At 59.9% G+C, this 23,119-nt stretch carries 14 protein-coding genes; 8 read left to right on the plus strand and 6 right to left on the minus strand.

Annotated features, from left to right (window positions below):
* Positions 1–82 precede the first annotated feature (82 nt).
* Positions 83–964 carry a LysR substrate-binding domain-containing protein gene (locus QMK47_RS04680; RefSeq protein WP_253471448.1) on the minus strand — a complete coding sequence of 294 codons (882 nt, stop codon included), beginning with the start codon at positions 962–964 and terminating at the stop codon, positions 83–85.
* Between the two features lie 213 nt (positions 965–1,177).
* Here QMK47_RS04680 and QMK47_RS04685 point away from each other — a divergent pair, with 213 nt between their 5' ends.
* Entirely contained in the window at positions 1,178–1,942 is a 765-nt protein-coding gene (locus tag QMK47_RS04685) for a sulfite exporter TauE/SafE family protein (protein WP_258690312.1), read from the plus strand.
* Here QMK47_RS04685 and QMK47_RS04690 read toward each other — a convergent pair.
* Positions 1,932–2,246, minus strand: a complete 315-nt coding sequence (locus QMK47_RS04690) for a putative quinol monooxygenase (RefSeq protein ID WP_253471452.1) — start codon at positions 2,244–2,246, stop codon at positions 1,932–1,934. The two genes, QMK47_RS04685 and QMK47_RS04690, sit on opposite strands and share 11 nt — an antisense overlap.
* 200 nt (positions 2,247–2,446) lie before the next feature.
* Between QMK47_RS04690 and QMK47_RS04695 the strand changes: the two genes are divergently transcribed.
* The 3 genes from QMK47_RS04695 (at position 2,447) to QMK47_RS04705 (ending at position 5,141) form a co-directional block, all read left to right on the plus strand.
* Positions 2,447–3,037, plus strand: a complete 591-nt coding sequence (locus tag QMK47_RS04695; RefSeq protein ID WP_320389862.1) for an NAD(P)H-dependent oxidoreductase — start codon at positions 2,447–2,449, stop codon at positions 3,035–3,037.
* Between the two features lie 195 nt (positions 3,038–3,232).
* The gene (locus tag QMK47_RS04700; protein ID WP_320389863.1) at positions 3,233–4,144 is read left to right on the plus strand and encodes a LysR family transcriptional regulator; all 912 of its coding nucleotides are present in this window, start codon (positions 3,233–3,235) and stop codon (positions 4,142–4,144) included.
* Positions 4,145–4,247: 103 nt separating this feature from the next.
* Complete coding sequence (locus QMK47_RS04705; protein ID WP_258690315.1) at positions 4,248–5,141, plus strand: NAD-dependent epimerase/dehydratase family protein; 894 nt, start codon at positions 4,248–4,250, stop codon at positions 5,139–5,141.
* 192 nt (positions 5,142–5,333) lie between these two features.
* On the opposite strand, the gene QMK47_RS04710 is transcribed toward QMK47_RS04705, so the two are convergent.
* Entirely contained in the window at positions 5,334–6,779 is a 1,446-nt protein-coding gene (locus tag QMK47_RS04710; protein WP_320389864.1) for a SulP family inorganic anion transporter, read from the minus strand.
* Positions 6,780–7,102: 323 nt separating this feature from the next.
* Here QMK47_RS04710 and QMK47_RS04715 point away from each other — a divergent pair, with 323 nt between their 5' ends.
* The 4 genes from QMK47_RS04715 to QMK47_RS04730 all read left to right on the plus strand — a co-directional run bounded on the left by QMK47_RS04715 (position 7,103) and on the right by QMK47_RS04730 (position 11,307).
* Entirely contained in the window at positions 7,103–8,452 is a 1,350-nt protein-coding gene (locus QMK47_RS04715) for a gluconate:H+ symporter (protein ID WP_018613047.1), read from the plus strand.
* A 27-nt stretch (positions 8,453–8,479) separates the two neighbouring features.
* On the plus strand, positions 8,480–9,340 hold the full coding sequence (locus tag QMK47_RS04720; protein ID WP_258690317.1) for a MurR/RpiR family transcriptional regulator: 861 nt from the start codon (positions 8,480–8,482) through the stop codon (positions 9,338–9,340).
* A 1-nt stretch (position 9,341) separates the two neighbouring features.
* Entirely contained in the window at positions 9,342–10,814 is a 1,473-nt protein-coding gene (locus QMK47_RS04725; RefSeq protein ID WP_320389865.1) for a D-aminoacylase, read from the plus strand.
* Positions 10,815–10,938: 124 nt separating this feature from the next.
* Positions 10,939–11,307 carry a glyoxalase superfamily protein gene (locus QMK47_RS04730; protein WP_320389866.1) on the plus strand — a complete coding sequence of 123 codons (369 nt, stop codon included), beginning with the start codon at positions 10,939–10,941 and terminating at the stop codon, positions 11,305–11,307.
* On the opposite strand, the gene QMK47_RS04735 is transcribed toward QMK47_RS04730, so the two are convergent.
* Genes QMK47_RS04735 through QMK47_RS04745 form a run of 3 tightly spaced genes read right to left on the minus strand, consistent with a single transcriptional unit; the run spans position 11,301 to position 23,109 of the window.
* Positions 11,301–14,102: an RHS repeat-associated core domain-containing protein gene (locus tag QMK47_RS04735; RefSeq protein ID WP_320389867.1), complete on the minus strand. Its 2,802-nt coding sequence runs from the start codon at positions 14,100–14,102 to the stop codon at positions 11,301–11,303. The two genes, QMK47_RS04730 and QMK47_RS04735, sit on opposite strands and share 7 nt — an antisense overlap.
* A complete protein-coding gene (locus QMK47_RS04740) occupies positions 14,099–18,565 on the minus strand; it encodes a SpvB/TcaC N-terminal domain-containing protein (RefSeq protein WP_320390508.1) in 4,467 nt (1,488 codons plus the stop codon). The genes QMK47_RS04735 and QMK47_RS04740 overlap by 4 nt, the downstream gene beginning before the upstream one ends.
* Positions 18,562–23,109, minus strand: a complete 4,548-nt coding sequence (locus tag QMK47_RS04745) for a neuraminidase-like domain-containing protein (RefSeq protein WP_320389868.1) — start codon at positions 23,107–23,109, stop codon at positions 18,562–18,564. The genes QMK47_RS04740 and QMK47_RS04745 overlap by 4 nt, the downstream gene beginning before the upstream one ends.
* Positions 23,110–23,119 lie beyond the last annotated feature (10 nt).

Here is a 23,119-nt window from a genome sequence, read left to right on the forward strand (position 1 = left end):
GGCAGAAGAGAACAGGCACCCTAACGCGCGGCATGAGCGGGTAGATGTCTGTGGTCGACACCGGGCTATCCAGAAGCGCGCATCAATCGGCCAGATGCCGAGCCAGGGCCGTGGCGTAGGCAGGCAAACCGTCGAAGTTGCGGGCGCACAACAGCAAGGCCCGGTATGCCCAAGCCTCTTGCAGCGGGACGCATTGATACGAAGGCTCGGGTGGGCGCCGGTCGATGGCAGCCTTCGGCACGATGGCAATGCCTGCACCATGGGCCACCATGCGAATCATCCCGTCGAAACCCTCGGCGCGAATGCGCACTTGCATGCGTGAGCCGATGTGCAGGGCCTGCTCTTCCAGGTGGATCGCCAGGGCGCTGGAGGCGTTCAGACCGACATAATCGTGGCTGAGGGTCTCACTGAAACGTACGGCGCGACCGTCAGCCAGGGGGTGTCCGGTCGGTAGGATCAATACCAGCGGATCGTCGCGAAAAGGCCAGGTCTGAAGGCCCTCGGTGTCCACTGCGTCGGAAACGATCCCGAGGTCTGCCGCGCCTTGGCGCAGCGCATGGGTGATCCGTGAGCTGGGCAACTCCTGCAGGTCAATGTCGAGGTTGGGATGGGCCTGGAGAAAACCGGCCAGCAACTCGGGCAGGTATTCGGTCATGGCGCTGGTGTTGCACAGCAGCCGCACCCGGCCTTTGACGCCTTTGGCGTATTCGGCCAGGTCCTGTTGCAGGCGTTCGGCCTGTTGCAGCAGGATCCGGGCGTGCTCGGCCAGGGCTTTGCCCGCGGGAGTGGGCGTTACGCCACGCCGCCCGCGTTCAAGCAGGTCGATGCCCAGGGACGCTTCCATGGCTCGCACTCGTGCGCTGGCCGCGGCCAGGGACAAATGGCTGCGAGCCGCACCGGCGGTGATGTTGCCGGTGTCGAGGATGTTCAGGTAGAGGCGCAGGTCGGTGAGGTCGAAGTGCATGGGTGGGGATCCTGTCTCAAGTGCTGTGGCGCCTGGTTTATCGTCATCGCGAGCAAGCTCGCTCCCACAGTTGAAATGCAATCCCATGTGGGAGCGAGCTTGCTCGCGATGGCGTCGGCCGCATCAGCGAATTCACAGCCTCTTGCCGCAAGAGAGGCACCCTCAGTATATGGCAGATTTTCAAGCCAAGCCCCGGGGCGCACGATACCCCCCATGGACACACTCATTACTTTCTATCAAAACCTCGGTCTAGCCCTTTCCCTGCTGGTCATCGGCACCTTCCTGCTGGCCGGCACCATCAAGGGTGTGATCGGCCTCGGTTTGCCGACCATCTCCATGGGCTTGCTTGGGTTGGCTATGGCCCCGGCGCAGGCTGCGGCGCTGCTCATCATCCCGGCGACCCTGACCAATCTCTGGCAATTGGCGTTTGGCGGTCATCTGCAAGCCCTGCTCCGGCGCCTGTGGCCGCTGCTGCTGGCGATTTTCATTGGCACCGGGCTCGGTACGCTGTGGCTTGGCATGACGGGTGGGGCCTGGGTGGTGCGGGCCTTGGGTGGGGCGCTCGTGCTGTATGCGCTGAGCGGGCTGTTGCTGCCAACGCTGCGGGTCGGCGCCTGTGCCGAGCCGTGGATCGCTCCGCTCTGCGGGCTGCTCACTGGCCTCATCACATCCGCCACTGGCGTATTCGTCATTCCGGCGGTGCCCTATCTGCAAGCGCTGGGCCTGAGCAAGGACGAACTGGTACAGGCCTTGGGCCTGTCATTCAGCGTTTCTACCCTGGCCCTGGCCGCCGGCCTGTTGTGGCGCGGCGCACTGGGCGGGGGCGAGTTGAGCGCTTCGTTGCTGGCGCTGGCTCCGGCGCTGCTGGGGATGTGGCTGGGGCAATGGTTGCGTCAGCGGATCAGCGCCGTGTTGTTCAAGCGGGTGTTTTTTGTCGGCCTCGGCGTGCTCGGCGGTCATCTGCTGATCAGCGGCTAGCCGAGGACGGGCTGAGCATGTCGACGCGACGGATTTCGAAGTCGCGCTCCAGATAATCCATGCGTTGCTCGAAGAACTGCTGCATGTGCGGCAGGTTCGAGTGCACCTCCAGGTGCGCCTGGGATGCCCAAATCTCATAGAAGATAAACAGCGTCGGATCCTGCTGGTCCCGCAGCATGTGATATTCGATGCAGCCGGGCTCGGCGCGGCTTGGTTCGACGTAGGCGCGGAACAGCGCTTCGAAGGCTTCGGCTTTTTCCGGACGGGTCTTGGCGTGCAGGATGAAACCGTGCAGTTCGCTCATCGAGGTGGCTCCTGGGATAAAAGAGGTCTCGAAGTCTAAGGCAATAATCGACCATTCATTCGTGCGTATAGGTCAAATCACTTTTGCCGTTGGACGGCTTATTCCCCATGAAGCTCATCGTTATTCTGCCGCCATCACTTTCAACCTTTCCATGCGGCGGCCTTTGACGGCCCATGCCGTGGAACCCGATGAGACTCCCCATGAAAAAAGTCCTGTTGCTCAATGGCGGCAAACAATTCGCTCACTCCGACGGTCGCTACAACGCCACCCTTCACGACACGGCGCTCAGCGTGTTGGACCGTGGCGGTCTTGATGTGAAAACCACTTTCATCGACGGCGGCTACGACATCAAGGAGGAAGTCGCCAAGTTCCTTTGGGCCGACGTGATCATTTACCAGATGCCGGGTTGGTGGATGGGCGCGCCCTGGACCGTGAAGAAATACATCGACGAAGTCTTCACCGAAGGCCACGGCAGCCTCTACGCCAGCGACGGCCGGACCCGTTCCGATGCCTCGCAGAAATACGGCAGCGGTGGCCTGGTCCAGGGCAAGCAGTACATGTTATCGCTGACCTGGAACGCCCCGCAGCAAGCCTTCGACGACCCGAGCGACTTCTTCGAGGCCAAGGGCGTGGACGCGGTGTACTTCCCGTTCCACAAGGCCAATCAGTTCCTCGGCATGACCGGCCTGCCGACTTTCCTGTGCGTGGACGTGATGAAACGCCCGAACATCGAAGGGGATGTGGCGCGGTATGAACAGCATTTGCGCGAGGTGTTCGGCCTGAAGGCGTGACCTGTCTTTTACCTCACATCCCGATACTATTCTGTGGCGGGTGGGTAAACCTGCGCTGTGGGAGCAAAGCTTGCTCGCGAAACAGACCCCTCGATCCCCGAAAGACCGCGGCGCCTTCATCGCGAGCAAGCTTTGCTCCCACATCGCGAGGATAAATCCCCTCGCCACAAGAGAGATCAGTCGACAGGGGGATACGTGAAAGCCAGATCCGACGAATTGCAGATTTTCGTCTGCGTGATCGAGTGCGGATCCATCTCCGCCGCCGCCGAGCAGGTCGGGCAGACGCCGTCGGCGGTCAGCCGAACGTTGTCGCGGCTGGAGGCCAAGCTCGACACCACGCTGATCAACCGCACCACGCGGCGTATGGACCTGACCGAGGAGGGCAAGTATTTCTTCGAGCAGGCCAAAGGCATCCTCGACCAGATGGATGAGCTGGAGGAGCGCCTGTCCTCCCGCCAGAAGAACCCTGCAGGCCGGTTGCGCATCAACGCGGCCTCGCCGTTCATGCTGCATGCCATCGTCCCGCACATCGACGAGTTCCGCAGGCTCTACCCGGACATCCAGCTCGAACTCAACAGCAACGATCTGATCATCGACCTGCTGGAGCAAAGCACCGACATCGCCATCCGCATCGGCACCCTCACCGACTCGACGCTCCACGCCCGCGCCCTGGGTTGCAGCCCGTTGCACATCCTGGCCAGCCCCGCTTATCTGAAGCGGCACGGCACACCGTCTAGCGTCGCCGAGCTGGCAGGTCATGCGCTGCTGGGGTTTGCCCAGAACGAGGGCCTCAACCAGTGGCCGCTGCGCCACGTACACGGTGATCGTTGGCCGATCCAGCCCGTCATCAGCGCGTCCAGCGGCGAGACCGTGCGCCACTTGGCGCTGCAGGGGCAGGGCATTGCCTGCCTGTCGGACTTCATGACCCGCGAAGACATCCGTGCCGGTCGGCTGAAGGTGCTGCTGGCCGATGCCAACAGCGGATATCGCCAGCCGATCAATGCCGTGTACTACCGCAACTCGCAACTGGCCTTGCGGATCCAGTGCTTCCTGGACTTCATCCAGGGCAAGCTCGCTGGCTACGCCTCGCGGGAGTTCAAAGGCTGATTCGTGACTTCAAGGCAAGAGTGATTTGGGCAATGTGGACTGTTTCGTCAGGGACGGGGCCTCGATACTTGCGCCATCACTGATCTGGCCAAGGAGTTTGTCCATGAACGTATTCGTCACCGGCGCTGCCGGTTTTATCGGCGGTTCCATCGCCACTGGCCTGGTACGCGCCGGGCACCACGTCACCGGTCTGGTGCGCAGCGCCGAACAGGCGAACGAACTGACGGCGCTGGGCATCGAGCCGGTTATCGGCACCCTCGAAGACAGCGCGCTGCTGACCGAGCAGGCCCGTGCCGCCGATGCGGTGATCAATGCCGCCAGCAGCGACCACCGCGGTGCGGTCGAAGCGTTGATCGAAGGGCTCAAGGGCTCGAACAAAGTGCTGCTGCACACCAGCGGTTCGAGCATCGTCGGCGACGCGTCGGGCGGTCGTTCCAGCGATGCCATCTACTACGAAAATGACCTGCCGGCACCTACCGCCGACAAGGCTGCCCGTGTCGCCATCGACAACCTGGTCCTGGATGCGGCGAAGCAAGGCGTGAACTCGGCGGTGATCTGCAACACCTTGATCTACGGCCACAGCCTGGGCGTCAAGCGCGACAGCGTGCAACTGCCGCGCCTGCTCAAGCAGGCAGGTAAAAGTGGCGTGGTTCGGCATGTCGGGCGGGGGCAGAACATCTGGTCCAATGTGCACATCGAGGACGTGGTCGAGTTGTACAAACTGGCCCTGACCCGCAACCAGTCGGGCACCTTCTACTTCGTCGAAAGCGGCGAAGCCTCGTTCATCGACATGACCACCGCCATGGCCCGGGCGTTGAACCTGGGCGAACCGCAGGACTGGCCATTGGCCGATGCCGAAGCGGAGTGGGGCTACGAAATGGCCAACTATGGCCTGGGTTCCAACAGCCGGGTGCGGGGCAAGAACGCCCGTGAGCTGCTGGGGTGGACGCCGAAGCGGACGTCGGTGGTGGCGTGGATTCTTGATGAGATGGTGTGAGTGACGCCGCTATCGCGAGCAAGCTCGCTCCCACATTTGATCACAGACGATCACTCTATCTTCTTCAGCCCAATAACCCCTGTGGGAGCGAGCTTGCTCGCGATGGCGTCAGGTCAGTCAGCGTTGAAGTTGGCTGATCCACCGCTATCGCGAGTTCAAGCTCGCTCCCACAGGGTGTGTGTTGGCATGTCGTCAGTCGTGGTTCACGCCCGCGCGCTTGAGCATTTGCTTGCAGCGCTCGGACAGGTGGAACACACGCAGGTGCTTGCCGGCTTTGCTGTAGCGTTCGCGCAGGGTCTTGAGTGCGGCGACGGCCGAGTAGTCGACGAAGCGCAAGTGGCGGCAATCGAGGGTGACCTGGGCCGGGTCGTTGGCCGGGTCGAACTGGTTGAGAAACGGCGTCGTCGAAGCGAAGAACAGCGTGCCGTGCAGGCGATAGAGTTTGCTGCCGTCGGCTTCCTGGTGCGTGTCGGCGTACAGCTCCCGGGCCTGTTGCCAGGCGAAGTTGAGCGCCGCGATGACGATACCGCAGAGCACGGCCACCGCCAGGTCGGTGAACACCGTAATGATGGTCACCGCGATGATCACCAACACATCACTCTTCGGCACCTTGTGGATCACCCGCAGCGAGGCCCAGGCGAAGGTTTGCTGCGCAACCACGAACATCACGCCCACCAGCGCGGCCAGCGGGATGCGCTCGATCAACGGCGACAGGAACAACACGAATAGCAACACCATCACCCCGGCCACCACGCCCGATAACCGTCCGCGCCCACCCGAGCTGAGGTTGATCACCGTCTGGCCGATCATGGCGCAGCCGCCCATGCCGCCGAACAGCCCGGAGGCGATGTTGGCAGCGCCCAACGCCACGCATTCACGGTCCGGATAACCGCGGCTCTGGGTGATTTCGTCGGTCAGGTTCAGGGTCAGCAGGGTTTCCAGCAAACCGACCATTGCCATGATCACCGCGTAGGGCACGACGATCTGCAGGGTCTCCAGGTTCCAGGGAAGATCGGGCCAGGCGAAGGCGGGCAAGCCGCCGGCGATATGGGCCATGTCACCCAGCGTTCGGGTGGGCAGGCCGAGCAGGTAGACCGCCAGGCCGACACCGAGGATCGCCACCAGGGCCGGCGGTACGCTACGGGTCAGGCGTGGCAGCAGGTAGACGATGGCCATGGTCAGCGCCACCAGGCCGGCCATCAGATACAGCGGATCGCCGTTGAGCCAGGTTTCACCCTGCTTGAAATGCTCCAGTTGGGCCAGCGCAATGACAATCGCCAGGCCGTTGACGAAGCCGAGCATCACCGGGTGCGGGACCATGCGCACCAGCTTGCCCAACCGCAACAGCCCGAAGGCCATCATGATCAGCCCGCCCAGCAGCACGGTGGCCAACAGGTATTGCACGCCGTGCTGCACCACCAGCGCGATGATGACCACGGCCATCGACCCCGCCGCCCCCGACACCATGCCTGGCCGACCGCCGAACAATGCGGTCAGCGTGCAGATGATGAACGCGCCGTAGAGCCCCATCAGGGGGTTGAGGTGGGCTACCAGGGCGAAGGCGATGCATTCGGGGAGCAAGGCGAAAGAAGTGGTGAGGCCGGCGAGGGCGTCGGCGCGAAGACGTGCTGATTTCATGATTTACCTGACTGGGCGCCGGTGGAGAGTCGGCTGCCGGGGAGTGGTGCAAAAAACAGGGGCGGATGGTACGGAATTGAGTGCGGGGCGGCCAGCCGTTGGTCGGTTGTGTTGATCGTTCCCACGCGGGAGCGTGGGAACGATCAAAAGCTAGGGCGATGAAAGTCTTGCGCTGAATTTTCATCAACGCCGTCTCGCGATGTCCGTCAGCGACAAGTTTTATCTGTGCGCGAAAATTACTTTCAGTGGGTTTGAAGATTCGTTGGCGAAATGATTTATGAGTTTCACAACACATCGACGTGACCCCATTCGAGGAGTAACGCATGGCACCTGCTTTCGGTTATTGGCTACTGGTCTACGCGGCCATCGCGATCATTGCGCTGATCGTGCTGATCGCCCGTTATCGGCTCAATCCGTTCATTGTGATTACCCTGGTGTCCATTGGCCTGGCGCTGCTGGCCGGGATGCCGCCCTCGGGTGTGGTGGGGGCGTACGAGGCGGGTGTCGGCAAGACGCTGGGGCACATTGCGCTGGTGGTGGCCTTGGGCACCATGCTCGGCAAGATGATGGCCGAGTCCGGCGGGGCCGAGCGCATGGCGCAGACGCTGATCGAGCGTTTCGGCGAGCGCAACGCCCACTGGGCGATGGTGTGCATTGCCTTCCTGGTCGGGCTGCCGTTGTTCTTCGAAGTCGGGTTTGTGCTGCTGGTGCCCATCGCCTTCACCATCGCCCGGCGTGTGGGCGTGTCGATCCTGATGGTGGGGCTGCCGATGGTCGCCGGGCTGTCGGTGGTGCATGCGTTGGTGCCGCCGCATCCGGCGGCGATGCTGGCGGTGCAGGCCTTCCAGGCTTCGGTGGGGCAGACCTTGCTGTACGCGATCCTTATTGGCATTCCCACCGCGATCATCGCCGGCCCGCTGTACGCCAAATTCATCGTGCCGCGCATCCAGCTGCCGGCTGAAAACCCGTTGGAGCGACAATTCCTCGACCGTGAGCCGCGCGCGAACCTGCCGGGTTTCGGCGTGACCCTGGGGACCATTCTGCTGCCGGTGATCCTGATGCTGATCGGCGGCTGGGCCAACCTGATTTCCACGCCGGGCAGCGGTTTCAATCAATTCCTGCTGTTCATCGGCAATTCGGTGATTGCCCTGCTGCTGGCGACCATCCTCAGCTTCTGGACCCTCGGCCTGGCCCAGGGTTTCAACCGTGAGTCGATCCTCAAGTTCACCAACGAATGCCTGGCACCGACCGCCAGCATCACTTTGCTGGTGGGCGCCGGCGGCGGTTTGAACCGGATCCTGGTGGACGCCGGGGTCACGCAACAGATCGTCGGCCTGGCCCAGGAATTCCAGCTGTCACCGCTGGTCATGGGCTGGCTGTTCGCCGCACTGATGCGCGTCGCCACGGGGTCGGCCACCGTGGCAATGACCACCGCCTCGGGCATCGTCGCTCCCGTGGCGATTGGCCTGGGTTATCCACACCCCGAGCTGCTGGTGCTGGCGACCGGCGCCGGGTCGGTTATCTTTTCCCACGTCAACGACGGCGGCTTCTGGCTGATCAAGGAATACTTCAATATGACCGTCACGCAAACCTTCAAGACCTGGACCGTGCTCGAAACGCTGATCTCCGTGGTCGCGTTCGCCTTGACCCTCGGGCTTTCACGCTTGCTTTGAGCGCAACGCCACCCAACAGGAGCCGCCATGGACATCCTCTACCAGATCCGCTCCCGGCAGGATTCCTTCAGCGCCGGCGAAGGCCGAATCGCTCGGCTGATGCTCGACGACGTGGGCTTTGCCGCCTCCGCCAGCCTCGATGAACTGGCCCAACGGGCGGAAGTCAGCAGCGCTACGCTGTCGCGCTTCGCCCGCACCGTTGGGTGCCGCGACCTGCGGGACTTGCGCCTGCAACTAGCTCAGGCCAGCGGTGTCGGCAGCCGCTTCCTCGACCCGGCTGGCGCGCCGGAGCAATCGGCGTTTTATGGACAGATCGTTGGTGATATCGAAGCGACCCTGCGCCAGCATCTGTCGGCGTTCGAAGAGTCGCGGTTCGGCGATGCGGTGCGGATGATCGGCAAGGCGCGGATGATCCATGCGTTCGGCCTCGGTGGTTGGTCGGCGCTGTGCAGCGAGGAGTTGCAAGTACGGCTGGTGCGTTTCGGCTACCCGATTGCCGCCTGTCGCGACCCGGTGATGATGCGCATCACCGCCACTTCGCTGAGCGACCAGCATCTGGTCATCGCCTGTTCACTGACCGGTATCACGCCGGAGCTGTTGAGCGCGGTCGAACTTGCTCGCAGCTACGGCGCGGCGATCCTGGCCATCACGCGTGCCGACTCGCCACTGGCCCAACTGGCCGACTGCGTGCTGCCCCTGCAAGGCGCCGAAACCTCGTTCATCTACAAACCCACGGCGGCGCGCTACGGCATGCTGCTGGCCATCGACGTGCTCGCCACCGAGCTGGCGCTGACCCACCCCGAAGACAATCAAGAGCGCCTGCGGCGGGTCAAACTCGCCCTGGACGATTACCGCGGCGGCGACGATCACTTGCCGCTGGGAGACTGACATGCTGTACGACACGCTTATCCGTAATGCACTGGTCATCGATGGCAGCGACACGCCCGGCTACCACGCCGACGTCGCCATTCGCGCCGGTCGCATCGAACGCGTCGGCGACTTGCGCGATGCCCGCGCGGTTGAAGACATCGATGCCGCCGGCCGCGTGCTCGCGCCTGGCTTCGTCGATGTGCACACCCATGACGACACGGTGGTCATCCGCCAACCGCAGATGCTGCCCAAGCTCAGCCAGGGGGTGACCACCGTCATCGTCGGCAACTGCGGCATCAGCGCTTCGCCGGTGAGCCTGCGGGGCGATCCACCGGATCCGATGAACCTGCTCGGCACGGCCCAGGCGTTCGCCTACCCGCGCTTTACGGATTATCGCGCAGCCGTAGAGGCCGCCACACCGGCGGTCAACGTAGCGGCGCTGGTCGGGCACACGGCGTTGCGCAGCAATCACATGGACGATTTGTTGCGCACCGCCTCAGCGGGAGAAATCGCCGCCATGCGTCGGCAATTGCGCGAGAGCCTGGAGGCCGGTGCCCTGGGGTTGTCCACCGGCCTGGCCTACGCCAACGCGTTTTCGGCGTCCACCGACGAAGTCATGCAACTGAGCGAAGAATTGGCCGCGTTCGGTGCGGTCTACACCACCCACCTGCGCAGCGAATTCGAACCGGTACTCGAAGCCATGGACGAGGCCTTCCAGATTGGTCGACACGCTCAAAGCCCGGTGATCATTTCCCACCTCAAATGCGCGGGCGCCGGTAATTGGGGACGAAGCCCGCAGGTGCTCGCGGCGTTGGAAAGCGCGGCGCAGACCCACCCGGTCGGCTGTGATTGCTACCCCTATGCGGCCAGCTCCTCGACCCTGGATCTCAAGCAGGTGACCGATGCCCATCGCATCACCATCACCTGGTCGACACCGCATCCGCATATGGGCGGTCGCGACTTGGTCGACATCGCTGGCGAATGGGAGCTGTCGCTGCTGGAGGCGGCGCGGCGCCTGCAACCGGCCGGCGCGGTGTACTACGGCATGGATGAAGGCGACGTACGACGGATTCTCGCCCATCCGTTGTCCATGGTCGGCTCCGACGGTTTGCCCGAAGACCCGTTTCCCCATCCGCGCTTGTGGGGCGCTTTCCCACGGGTGCTGGGACATTTCAGTCGTGACGTCGGGCTTTTTCCGTTGCACACCGCCGTGCACAAAATGACCGGCCTTTCAGCGGCGCGTTTCGGCCTCAAGCATCGGGGCGAAATTCGTGAAGGCCATTGGGCGGACCTGGTGTTGTTCAATCCCCAAACCATTCGCGACGTGGCCGATTTCAACGAACCTCAACGAGCTGCCGAAGGGATTGATGGCGTGTGGGTCAATGGTGTCTTGAGCTATCGCGAAGGGCAGGCAAACGGGCGTCGGGAAGGTCGATTCCTGGCGCGCGAGGGCGATCTGCGCAGGGGATTTAGTCTATCGAATGGCGTGTAAGTGGCTGATATTGTGTTAATTGGCGTCACAACAACGGCACTGCGACACTAAAGAACCACGGTTCAAGGCCGAAGCAATGGGGTCAACCCATCTACACTGGGTCTTTTCAGCCAGGGAGCAACCCATGAGCTTCGGTAAAACCACCCCAATCCTGCGGATCTTCGATGAAGCCAAGGCGTTGGCGTTCTATGTCGACTTCCTGGGCTTTACCGTCGATTGGCAACATCGCTTCGGTGACGACTTCCCGCTGTACCTGCAAGTCTCCCGCGGCGACTGCGTGCTGCACCTGTCCGAGCACCACGGCGACTGCACACCGGGCTCGGCGTTGCGGATCGAGACCGATGAGCTGGAAGCCTTCCAGCAGCAATTGCTCGCCAAGCAATACCGCTACGCCCGTCCACAGATCCAGGCCATGCCCTGGGGTAGCCAGGACATGGCGGTGGTCGATCCGTTTGGCAATCGGTTGGTCTTTACCCGCGCTGAGCTTTACTGACGATACTCATTGATCGACGCTACGTGGACATTATATAAACGTGGCGTCCTCAGTTGGCGGCCTGTTGGGATACTAACGTTTGGTGGAATGATTGCGCTGCAGTTGAAACAGGCGATAAATGGCTCCGGTTGCGTCACGTTCTGTAATTTTTCGGTGAACAGCGTCGTATCCGCAAGCACTCTTTCACGCTTTCCCGGATAGAGCGCAACAATGGTGTTAAACGCTCCAACTTCTCCATGAGCCCCTGGTCCTCCGGTTAGTATTGGAATGATTCCATTGGAAGCCTCGATATGTCTCTCGATAAATTCTCGGGTTGGCTGTTGAAGTTCGTACAGCTCGTCAATTGTTCTGCTTAGCGTTGGGTCGAGCCTCAGCGCATCGGTATCTACTTTAAACTGATAGTGTGGGTCTTTTTTCCTGTCTCGGTAATTCTCGGCCAAGTTTTCCATGTAATCAGCCGTATTACTGATTTTGTAGCTTCCGAAATTCAGGTAGAAATCCTCGCTGGTAGCGGAGCCATCATAATACGGGTCTACCCCGCGATATCCCGTTGCGCCGGATTTTGGCTTGGGAAGATTGTAATGCTCCATGATGGCCATATCGTTGCCGCCCGCGTGATCTTTAATAACGCCATAGGAGTGAACAACAATAACGTTGTTGCGTTTTGTCTTGCTAAAGCCGGGGCTGGCATCGGGGTCTTCTTCAGGGCCTTGTTTGCCCTTCTTCGCTGGAGATGGTGGCGTCAGCATTTTTTTCGAGCGTTCCTCCCCATCCTGTTTCGTCCATTCGACAGGGTCGATTTCCTTCCCCTGAGCATCAGTGAGTACCAACCCCTGGTGATCGACATACCTCATCGGGTTGTTCCCGACCATGCAATACAAGTTCAACCCATCAACCGCCCCCGCCGGGTCGGAACTGATCCAGCGTTGCAACCACGGTGCGTAATACCGATGCCCGTAGTAATACAACCCGCTGGCATCGCGTTCTTTGTCGGAGTAGCGAATGGTCCGGTAGTCGGCTTCCACGGCCGAACGGGATGCCACCCACGCGGTTCCTCCGTAGGGCAGGTAACTTTCCTGGCTGATCAGGTCGGCCTGATCGTCGAGCTCCAGTGAGCTGGAGCCCAAATGGTCATTGAGGCTGTAGCGCAGTTGATCGGCCGCGATCTTGGACGGTCGACCTTTGGTCCAATGCAGATAACGCACGCTGCAGCGTCCGGCTTGCAGGGTGATGACCTCCAGGTGCTCGTTATGACGGGTGCGGATTTCGAGGCCTGGCAAGTAGCGGACTTCCTCAGTGTGGTTCATTGCCGTGGCATGGGTTGTCTTGACCTTGCGCACGCGTTGGCCGCTGCTGTCGTAGGTGTAACGTTCGATGTCGTCAGAACCGTTTTCGCGCTGGACCAGCACCACACTGTCGAGCTGGTTGCGGCTATTCCATTCCAGTGCCTGGCCCGGGCATAGGGCCTGAAGGTTGCCGTTGGCATCGCAGCTCATCGTTATTCTGGTCGTGGTGTCGTCGCCCTGGCTCCAAGACACGAGGCGATTGCTGGCGGTGGCGACATTCAAGGTGCGGGTGTAGTTATTCCCTTCGCGTACATGACGCAGTTCGGTCAGGTTGCCGCCGTCGTCGTACGTGTATTGCTCGGCAAAATTGAACAGTTGCGTGGGGTCGAATGAAGTCGTACCGGCGGTGGGAAGACCGGGGGGCGCCGCCAGCCCGGCGGCCTCACGCCCCGTGGCGCTGGTCAACTGGTAGAGGCTGTCGTAGGTGAAGGTGCTGACAGGTTTAACCCGTTGATTGCTGTTGAATCGCTCAGGTTGGACGTTGTCGCTAATTTGAGTCACGTTCCCCATGGCGTCGTAGGTGTAGTGGAGGTCTTGCAAGGTTTTGCCAGGCACCGATGCGCTGAGCGAGGTCAGCCGCCCGCTGGCCGGATCGAACACCGCGCGGCTCGTCACGCCATTGCCGGCGGTTTGCGACTCGACCTGGCCGAATGCGTTGTAGACGAGGTCTTTGACGATGGTTTTTTTGGCCCCGGTGCCTTTGATTTTCAGGCTCGCGGATTTGAGTTGGCCCGCGACATCGAAGGCGTGGTGCTGTTCGTGTCGGGCGGCGTCGGTCTGCTGGATAATTTGCCCTAGAGCGTCGTAGGACCAACTCGTTTTGTAGCCTTCTCCCTCTTCAAGCAGACCATTGCGATCTTTCACGTCGGTTGGCCAGTCAGGTTGTGCCGCCTCGATCAGAAAGTGCCTTGTCTGGCTGCGCGGTTTACCGCATAACGCATATTCGTCAACGATCAGCGTGCCCGCGCTGTCATCGTGGCGGATGAGCGCGCCGCAACGATTGAGCCTCGTCGATTCCTGCGAACTGTCGCCGTAGCCCAGGCACTCTACTTTGCGCAGTGCTTGGCCTGCGGCTTGTTCCTCGACGGTGGTCAGTCTCAGTTGGTTGTCGTAGGTCGATTGCCAGTGACTTCCTCGTTGATCCCAACTGTGCAGGATCTGTCCGGCGTCGCCGGGCAGGTTCAGGCGCCATCCGGCGTCGACGCTTTTTACTCGCAATGGTTTGCCGGACAGGCTGTAGACGCTCGCAAGATTGGCGTCAGTTGCGTTGGCAAACCGAGGGTCGCGCTGGGCGATCAACCGTCCGGCAACGTTGTACTCTTGCCGGTTTGCGCGCGTCTGGGCTTTTTCGCCTTCCTTGCCTCGGCAGTAAGCCACCTGGCGCACCGGCAGGCCTCGGCCGTCGATAACGTTGAGGGTGGGAGTCTTGCGATGAAGGCGTGCGCTCATGCCTCACCTCCCGCTGTCGAGGCATGTTCGGCCATGACTTCTTCCAGCGTGTCGTTTTCGTCCTCCTCCACGGTATACCAAGGATGACGGGTCTGCCGACGCATCCAGGAAAGACCATTCTGTTTGGCGAGACGACTGTGGCTCGAGCGACCCAGCGCATCGTAAAACTGCTGGTCGCAATGGCCGAACTGCCGAAAGGACTTGTCGTTGATGTAGCGGTGTTGATCGGCAAAATAGGGGCGGTAGATCCGGATCGCCAATCCCTTGCTGTTGTATTCCACCCGTTCGCTGACACGCCAGCGCGTTGCGGTGATCTGTTCCTGCGGCTTGTCGCCCTCGAGTGTCAGTTCACCCTTGGCATCCACGATGTAAGCCATGCCTGATTCGACCTGCTGCTTACTTTGCAACTGGCGACCAAAGCCATCGAAGCACGTCATGGCGATGCGGATTTGTTTCTGCTCGTCATCGGGGTAACGATCGGCGACCAGTGTGGCGATGTGAATCGGCTCACGTTTAGACGTACGAATTTCGCGCTTCAGTTTTCTATCGTCGACAGGAACTACCTCGAGTTTCGACAGCCGGGCGCGAGCCGAAGCGCGAATATGCCCGGTTGGCAGTACGTCACCGTTGCTCACACAGCGCTCTAGCCAGTCGGTGTCCTGCAAGGCTGCCGCCGATACGTTTCCCATCCAACTGAATGGCGCGTAATAGGTCGCGGTGGCGGCGTCCTGCAAAGCATCCTTGCTCTGTGCGATCGCTTCTGCCGGACTTTTAGGCGATGGGTTGAACGCTGCGATCGGTTTGAAACCGACAGGGTTGTTGTTCTCGTCGCCGTAAAAGGTGCTGGCCAGTACCTGGCCGAAGGCATCGGCAAGACCTTCCTGCACGTTACCGTTGGGGTCTTTGACCCATTGGGGCAGGAAGCTACGGTAATTGTATTGCGCCTTGGTCATAGCGCCATCGGGCAGTTCGAACCCGGTAACGAAGCACGTGTATGGGTCGTAGCTGATCTTGGTCACGCCGTGGCTGTCGCTCGGCTGCACGGTCTTGGTTTTGTAGAAACCTTCCAAACCGGCGTAGGTCGCGAAGCCACTCTTGACTGACCAGAGCTTGCCGGCTGGCGTGCCTGTGGCCAGGAACTCAGCCATGGAGTGATAGCCAAGCTCCGTGAGCATTTTGTCGTCGGGTTGAGATGTGGACGGCAATAGATGGAAGGCTTGCAGGGCGGTTTCGTCCAGCTCGGCGGTTTCCAGATGGTCGACCAGGGCTTCGAAGCTGGCGTTGCCGTCCGGCAGCGTTTCGTTGGCAGAAGCTTTTTTGTAGCGTGTTATAGAAAGGTCGGTGAGAACGGCTTGGCTCGCCCAACTGGGTTTCCCGACGCGTTCGGTGAGCTTTTCATAATTAATATCCTCCGGTGCCAGCCCTCCGTCTTCAGGCACCTTGGGTCGTTTCAACGCGTTGGTCCGTTGGCGATAAGGTAAACCCAGGCGCCATTCTTGAGGCGTTTGCAGGTTGATGAATTCGGCGCGAGTTTGCGTCAGGTAGTAGAACTGTTGCGCCGGGTCATGAGCATCCCGCCACCATTGTTGTGGGTCTGGATCGCTGAACGGTGCGGTATCTTCTGGCGTTTTGCGTCGGGCGTAATGGATGATCACGCTGTGGATCACGGCACCGTACCGATCGTGCTGCAAGTTGATCGTGTGCTGGCACCGGGGGTCGTCGTCCAGGCCGTCGTATTGGTAGCTGATGGATTCCAGCGGCAGCGGCAACAGGGCGGCATAGCGCCGCGGGCCCTGGGGCGCCTGTTGTAGACGGATCCGATAACGGTGTTCCTGAACCGAATACAGCGTCTTGTCGTTGCCCCCTGCGTATGTCTCGCTGCGCAGTAGATGACCGCTCAGGACGCGGCACATTTCAAGCCTGGTCGCTTCGTCTGTCGCCCCAATCAGTTCGTCCTCGCTATTGTCATCTTTGTATCGGCACAGTAAGGCTTTACCCAACGCCTTGGCTTGCGAATCGGTGCCGTGATAGTCGCTTCGGTCCATGTCCACTGCCTGGCCGGTATGAAACCAGGTTTTTTTCAAACAAGGCTCTGTGAAGCCTGGCGAATCGGCATCGTTGGGGTAGGTTTCATTGTCGGTTTGTATCAGCAAACCGAAGCCACGGAATTCCCGTTCGACGCCGTCGTAATAACCTTGACGATAGGAAAAACACTGGGTCAGGCGATTACCGGTGATCTCATCCCGCTGGACCTGGCGCGACACCAAGTGCAGGGGCAACGGTACATGGCAGGCAAGGGACTCCTTGGCTATGACCCTTGAGGCTTTCTCGTCCAGCCATTCCTGGGCCGAGCTGCGATAAGCAATGCGGCTGGCGGCGCCCATGTTGTTGTTGGTGCCGGTGAGCAGATACGGCTTTTCCTCGACAAAGTCGTAGCGCCAATGTTGCGCCGGGGTTAGATGCGGCACGCTCAACACCAGGCTGGAGCAACCCAGCCCTAGCAGGTCGACGATGCTCACCTGGCATAAGTTGTCGTAGCGCAGGCCAGTTGGCCAGAGCAGCGTAATCGCGGGAGCGAAGCCATTGCCGCAGCGGTTCATGAAGATCAGCGCTCGATCCGCTTGCAGATAGATCAGGTCGGTGGCACCGGAACCATCCAGGTCTGCGAGACGGATGCGCGAGGCATCGAAGGTGGGGTAGGCGAGGCCCGGAAAATCCATCACGATGCCTTTGCCGAATCGCCCGTGGCCAAGGTTTGGCCAGCACTTCACTTCGTCGTGGCGAATGCGCACCAGATGCTGCTGGCCGCTACCGAGCAGATCGCTGAAAGCCACCAGTTCGCAAGGCGACCTGTTGAATACCGGCAGGGCATCGTCATTGTCGTGGCGAGGAACTTCTCGGGCGGCAGCGAACCCCCGCTCGCGCTGGTTGGCATACAAGCGAACGCTGCGGGGACCGATCAGGGCAAGGTCGGTGAGGCCTTCGCCCATCAAGTCGGCCAGATGCCCTTTTGAGTTGAAGAACTCTGTCGGAAACGCCTGGAATGTCGCGAAGTTCGACCATTTCCTATCTGCGCCCAGGGAAAAAAAGCCGCTAAGCCCCGGTTGGGCGATGATCCAGTCCAGTCGACCGTCACCTGTGAGATCACTGAGCGTTTGGTGCAGTGTCTTCGCGGTGTCGGCGACGGGAATCTCAGGCAGCGCTTTCCACTGGTCGTAAGCCACTTCATCCGTCTTGGCTTTAGCTCGCATGGGCTCACGGTAACACCAGCCTGCATCGCTTCGATGGAGCAGGCCGGGCAAACCTTCGCCGTACAAATCCACCCATTGGAAACCTTGTTCGTCGCTGAACCCTGCCATGTTCTCAACGTGTTTCCAGGCGGGCTTATCGAACAGGCCTTTGAATCCGCTGTAGTGGAACTCCATGGGAGGACGGCTTTGGGGAGCTGTTCCGTCGCCGAACGCTTGGTCATGCGCTGCGCTCAAGAAGCTATAGCCCAGGAGCGTCTGGCGGTAATCAAGCAGCAGACGTCGCACGAGAACAGGATCGGCGCCCAGCGCTTCGGGAAAGTGATGGAACATCAACACCTGGCGACATAGGCGATCGGTACGCAGTTCGAAACCGTAGGCAAAGGTGGAAAACCCATCGCTACGTTTTTGCGGTTGCAGTCCTTCATGGCGTGGTTTTTTCTCGTATTCGGTGCTTCGCTCACCGTAGTCGAACACCAACTCGAAGTGCCATTGGCCCTGTGTGGGCGGATCTGTTTTCCAAGCGTAAAGGCGGGTGTCGGCCTTCACATTGCCGTAACGCACATGGCTCAAATAGCGTTGGGCTCCGCCATTTCCCGCGTACACATATTGAATGTGCTCACCATGTGCATTCAGGCTTTCCTCCTGCAGCCACTCACCTACCCGGCTTGCGTCCTGGGGATCGGTTCGTCGCGACTCGGGATTTTTCCCGTAGACATGCAGGCTGCCATCGGCCCCGTGCACGAGCCAGAAACCCGGTGTATCTCCATCCGACGACCAATGTTCAATCCGGTCGAAGCTGCTTTCGATTCTTGGCAGGTGACGCGTCACCGTGTAGGTCGTGCCCAGGTCCAGGCCGTTGTAGCGATTGACTCGGGTTGGACGGGGGCCGTGCTCGGGCAACCAGACCACACCGCTGGGGCCGACGATTTCATCGTCGTCGTTATAGGCAGGCACGCCCTTGCTGGTGCGTCGCGCCACGCAAGACAGCGACAGCCCCCAGCCGATACCGAACACGCCGTTGCCGGCTGAACTGCTATAGCTCAGGGACAAGGCCGGAGCAAAGCCGCGTCCGGGGGAAATCGGCAATGCAACTTCATAGGAAGCTGTGCCGTGGGCACCGACGTTTCCCCACCCCTTACCAATGCTCTGGATGGCACCGCCGCCTTTGGGCAGGGCCGGCGCGGTAACCGGCAATGCGGGTTGCTCGTTCATTGCGCACCCCCGGCCCTGGCGGTATAGCTCACGTGTACGATGATGTCGGTCAGCGACTCGAGCATGTCCCTTTGTGCCTCGGGGTTCGGGAATGTCAGTTGCCATTTGGAAACCGCACCGGTGTATTCAAATGGCAGGTAGCGCTCATCGTTGAAGGTCAGGGTGAACAGACCGTTGTCGTCGACGCCGGTGGACAGGGCGATCTGTTGGTTGGCGCGCAGGTTCTCCATGACCCGCCCCTTGGCGTCGGCGGACATGTACACCTTGCTAGAGGTCTGGGTCAGCGTGGCCCGGATGTTTTCGTAAGGACCAACAATGGCCGGCAAGGACACGCTGATGGTTTTGATCCGCCGCAAGTAGTGCTTCTGACCCGTGTAATCATTCTCGAACAGGTCGTGGGGCAGCTCGAAGTCGCATTGACCTTTCTTCAGTGCGGCATGCATGTCCAGCCATGGCTCGTTGATCGTCGAGGTTGCGGTCTGGTCCTTCAATTGACGCAATGAAATCGTCTTGCGGATCTCCAGTTCTCGCTCGCTACGGCGTAGATATCCGGCCCGCATGTTCAACAGGCTGAGTTTCAATTGCTCGCCTGCTCCAAGTCCTCGATAGGTGGTATTCCAAGCGCCGGGCTGAATGAATCGTTTGTCGAAATCGGCGATTTCGTATTGCCAGCAAGCTTCGGCGGCCAGGCACAGGCTGAGTGTCGTGTCGTAGGCCTGGTGATAGAGCACTGCAAACTGACTATTTAGCCATTGGTACAGCTGTGCTTTGGTAAAGCGCTTGCTGAGAAAGTCGTAATGGGTCTTGGTTTGGCTCAGGGTTGATTCGGCCAGGCGCAGTTGCAGGCGAGTGGCGATTTCCTGCTCGGTGGATTGCGCCAGTTGTGCGTCAATCTGGGTCAGCTCGAGCTGTGATTGATCATAGGCGTGTTGCCAATCTTCCCGACGGCGATCGAATATGGCCTGACGGTCGAGGTCGGCCGCTATCGTGCGGGTTATGATCGCGCTGCTATGGGCGGCCGCAGAGGCCGCGAGCGCCGGCCCCTCCCAACGGCTGCCGCCAAAGCTGAAGCCCGCGACGTTTGGAACCAGCATCAGCCCAGCAGCTGCGACTTGGAAGGCCATTGCAGCGGCCTCCATCGTGCCGCTGGATACGTTGAACCAACTGACGCTTATTTCCTTGTTGCTTAGGCCATCGTCCAACAGTTTTTTGTAATGGGTTGAGCGGTTTTGAGCAATTGCTTGGCTTGCGAGCAGCGCCTGGCGGTTCTGACGATCGATATTCAAGGCCTGGCGTTGCAGGTCGACCGAGATTTTCGCCAGGTTCCAGGCTTGCTGCTGCTGTAGCTCTTGTAACTGTGCCTGCTCCTTGCGCTCGACCAGCGACAGCAGCGTGGCGCCAAATTGGCTGAGGCTTTCCACTGCGCTCGAGGCCTGGCTGTGCATGACCGAGAACCGATAGTGCGGGATAGATGTGGTTGGCAATCCTCGAACCGTATTGTTCGAAGTATTCAATACAGCGGGGCTGAGCAATACGCGAGGGTCCAGCGGCACGGCAAATACCGGCAGATGCAGCGGCTTGCCGGCGATGTCGAGGTTGTGCCGCAAGTTGTACAGGCGGCTTTCAGCAATGTCCCAGCGCTGGAGCAACTGCGGGTTGAACGGCAGGCGCAAGTGCGGGCTGTCGATGGCTGGCCAGGACGCGTGCAGACTGCCCCCGCGAATGGGCAATGAGGGCAGGGAGCGGGCGAGTGATCGTTCAAATGTGCGTAAGTCGTCACTGGTCGTTTCGCCCAACGTTTTCAGGTTGATGTTTACCCAATGATCGACTGATTGAACGGTCGGGCGTGGCCCCAACAGATCCAGTACCCGCACGTACCACAGCTTTGCCTCGCTGAGGCCGTCGGGGGTCAGCTCGCGGTAGGCGGCGTCACCTCGATTGATCAGGATGTCGAGGTACAGGAAGTACAGCGCCTTGCGAAAGTGCGCCGGATGACTGAGCGCGATCTGATGAGGGTCGTGGGGCGCCTGGTCGGCGTACGAAGGCGTGCTGCTATCGAGTAAGGGAAGGGCCCTCCAGCAGTTTTCTTTGCCGCGACCTGGATCGAAGAGGCGGCGCAACCAGCGTTCGGCCTCTTCATAACGCTGTTCGGCGTTCAAGCGATGGGCGACCAACCAAGGTAAGTAGAGGAACAGCTCGGTGAAGTAACGGCCGTAGGGACCATGGAAATCCATATTGTTGTTGGGGGCGTCGGGTATGACGGGCTCAGACAAGTGTTGTGTCGTCCAGTCGAACAGCTCATCCAGACCGTTTTCTGTACGGCGGATCAGTTCTGCGGCGAAGGCGGTGTTCAACCTGATCGGCTGGCGGAGTTGGTCCCCGGCATCGCTGGTCTTGATGGCGCTATGGGTGAAATCGATAAATTGGGTGGTGCCCAGTCCGGCCGTCGATGAGGGGGTAATGCCTGGGGCCTGGAGGCGCGTAGGGATGACGTTCAGCTTGATGCCTTTAAGGGCGCAATAGAGCTTCGTTTCCGGTTCATTGGGGTAGACAAAGGCGACCCCACAAAAAAATGTATCGCCGTCACGGCTGAGATCCTTGCTGTGCCAAGTGAACTCGAAGAGCTCCGTCAGCGTAGACGCGGGGGTGGACTGCGCTACCACCGTCAGGTTTTCAAATGACGGCGCTTGAGTTGCCAGGGTGGTTGGCTGACGGAAAATTACATATTGAAGGTTAAACCGTTCATCAAGATTGACGACTGCCTGACCAAGGTCGAGAGCCGTGGCGTTGCTGGCTTGCATCGTTACTTTCCGTACATTTCCGGAAATTGAGCTGTTATTTTCCCGTCTACTTTCCTTGATCAGATGACGCACTGCCTCTGTAGAAATAACTTTTCCCTGAAGATTTGTATCTGCATGCAGCGTGACACCGCGCGAATGTTCAGAGTCTTTGAGTACATCAACCATGCGGTCGATCGATAGTTGGTAAGGGGCAGGAGATAACGAGGTGTGGTTGGTGATCGTAAGTTGTGAACCCGCATCCAGTGCCACGTAGGATGCGTCTGGCAGGCTGCGGGCAGGAAGTACCAAGTCAAGTTGAAGTCTCGGGGATCGATCGGGCCTGGTTGTAAGTCTCAACCTGATTTTTCCAGGGGGTGTGTATAAACCCAGCCCGTCGAAATAGACGCTTGCAGTCATGCTTAGCGTCAGCGTGGGGCCGGTTCGGTCATTGTTCGGTCTGATGTTTATCCGATCCTGCAGGCTTTCGAAATCGGACATGAGAATGCTCATGCCCGTCGGGAGAGGAGCGTCAGCAATTTCGATTTTTGAAAGTATTTTTGTTTGAATGCGTTGGTTGACAGCGCCTATGAGCCCTTTCTCGGTGATGGTTGGGCTATGAGTGGCGAGATGACTGTCGATACAAATCGTTCTAATGAGCGCGAAGTCGTTACCGATCCCTTGGGACGAGTCGGTTTTGGGTTTTCGTGCACACAGGGCGATAAACAATGAACCGTGGGCACCGTCGTTGTGTTGCTCAGCTACAGTACCTACCGATGCTTTAATGGCATCAAGATCCCTGCCACGAAGCATTTCGTCGTTGCAATAACCCTGCAGGGCAATTCGCGGCGTGCTCCATTTCCCATCCTGCTTTTTGAAGCAGAAGCTCAAGCGTAAAAGCGGATGACGCGTACTCGGTTGCTCGGCGGCGTTGCTCGATGGGGCACTGGAGGCTGACGGATCCTGATGGATGCATTCTGCCCAGACAACGAACAGACGATTGTTGAACCAGACAGGACGAATCGAGTGTTCGACGGCGCCTTCTGGAATGGGCACATCGGCTTTTTCCCAGTCGGACCAGGCGTACGGATCAGGTTGGTCCAGTTTGGCGGCGATGGCAGGGGGCCGTGGTGGCGGACCGTCAAGCGGACGTTGCCCCATGTCCAACGAGCGCCAGAAGTAGGTGTTTTCGGTACGTGACTTGGCAATGAAATAGTAGGTGCTGTGGGCGAAGTCTTCTCCATCGATGTAGCCGTTGAGAATATTCAGGTTGGCCATTTCTTCGAATCGAGTCAGGTAGGCCATGACCGCCGATTGAACAGCGTCGGCCTGGATCCGGTTCTGGTTGAGGTCGTTTTCCAACTGCTGGAAATTGTCGCTCTTGTTGTTCCTCAGGACGGGGTCCAGATAACTTGCGGGAAAATAAAGCAGCTTTTGATTAGCCGCCCAGATAGCGTATTGATGCATCTCGTTGCGCCACGTTTGCAGGTGCTCCGGCGTGATGCTTGCCCGATCGTAGCCGGGCTCCATATTCATCAGGATACGGTTGATGTATTGCTGAAGACTGGCGATGGCGCACGCCACAGGCGTGGTGGGCACATCCTGGCTGACCAGCACGTCCAGCAGCCAATATTCGTAGAGGTCCTGGGCCGTCTTGAGCCGAGCCGTCCCGGTCAGGTCATTGTCGGGCACGACCTTGTCCAGGTAGAACGCCAACTGCGCATCGCGCAGGCTTTCATCCAGCTGCTTTTTCATGGCAACAGTCATATTCAATCCT

Source organism: Pseudomonas sp. P9_35, assembly GCF_034008205.1.
GTDB lineage: Bacteria > Pseudomonadota > Gammaproteobacteria > Pseudomonadales > Pseudomonadaceae > Aquipseudomonas > Aquipseudomonas kilonensis.

Excerpts from the sequence above, each read along its gene's own strand:
- QMK47_RS04695 (WP_320389862.1), top strand. The coding sequence starts at position 2,447 with ATGAAAAAAGTCCTGTTGCTCAATGGCGGCAAACAATTCGCTCACTCC.
- QMK47_RS04685 (WP_258690312.1), top strand. The coding sequence starts at position 1,178 with ATGGACACACTCATTACTTTCTATCAAAACCTCGGTCTAGCCCTTTCC.
- QMK47_RS04705 (WP_258690315.1), top strand. The coding sequence starts at position 4,248 with ATGAACGTATTCGTCACCGGCGCTGCCGGTTTTATCGGCGGTTCCATC.
- QMK47_RS04690 (WP_253471452.1), bottom strand. The coding sequence starts at position 2,246 with ATGAGCGAACTGCACGGTTTCATCCTGCACGCCAAGACCCGTCCGGAA.
- QMK47_RS04735 (WP_320389867.1), bottom strand. The coding sequence starts at position 14,102 with ATGAGCGCACGCCTTCATCGCAAGACTCCCACCCTCAACGTTATCGAC.
- QMK47_RS04715 (WP_018613047.1), top strand. The coding sequence starts at position 7,103 with ATGGCACCTGCTTTCGGTTATTGGCTACTGGTCTACGCGGCCATCGCG.
- QMK47_RS04730 (WP_320389866.1), top strand. The coding sequence starts at position 10,939 with ATGAGCTTCGGTAAAACCACCCCAATCCTGCGGATCTTCGATGAAGCC.
- QMK47_RS04740 (WP_320390508.1), bottom strand. The coding sequence starts at position 18,565 with ATGAACGAGCAACCCGCATTGCCGGTTACCGCGCCGGCCCTGCCCAAA.
- QMK47_RS04725 (WP_320389865.1), top strand. The coding sequence starts at position 9,342 with ATGCTGTACGACACGCTTATCCGTAATGCACTGGTCATCGATGGCAGC.
- QMK47_RS04720 (WP_258690317.1), top strand. The coding sequence starts at position 8,480 with ATGGACATCCTCTACCAGATCCGCTCCCGGCAGGATTCCTTCAGCGCC.
- QMK47_RS04745 (WP_320389868.1), bottom strand. The coding sequence starts at position 23,109 with ATGACTGTTGCCATGAAAAAGCAGCTGGATGAAAGCCTGCGCGATGCG.
- QMK47_RS04710 (WP_320389864.1), bottom strand. The coding sequence starts at position 6,779 with ATGAAATCAGCACGTCTTCGCGCCGACGCCCTCGCCGGCCTCACCACT.
- QMK47_RS04680 (WP_253471448.1), bottom strand. The coding sequence starts at position 964 with ATGCACTTCGACCTCACCGACCTGCGCCTCTACCTGAACATCCTCGAC.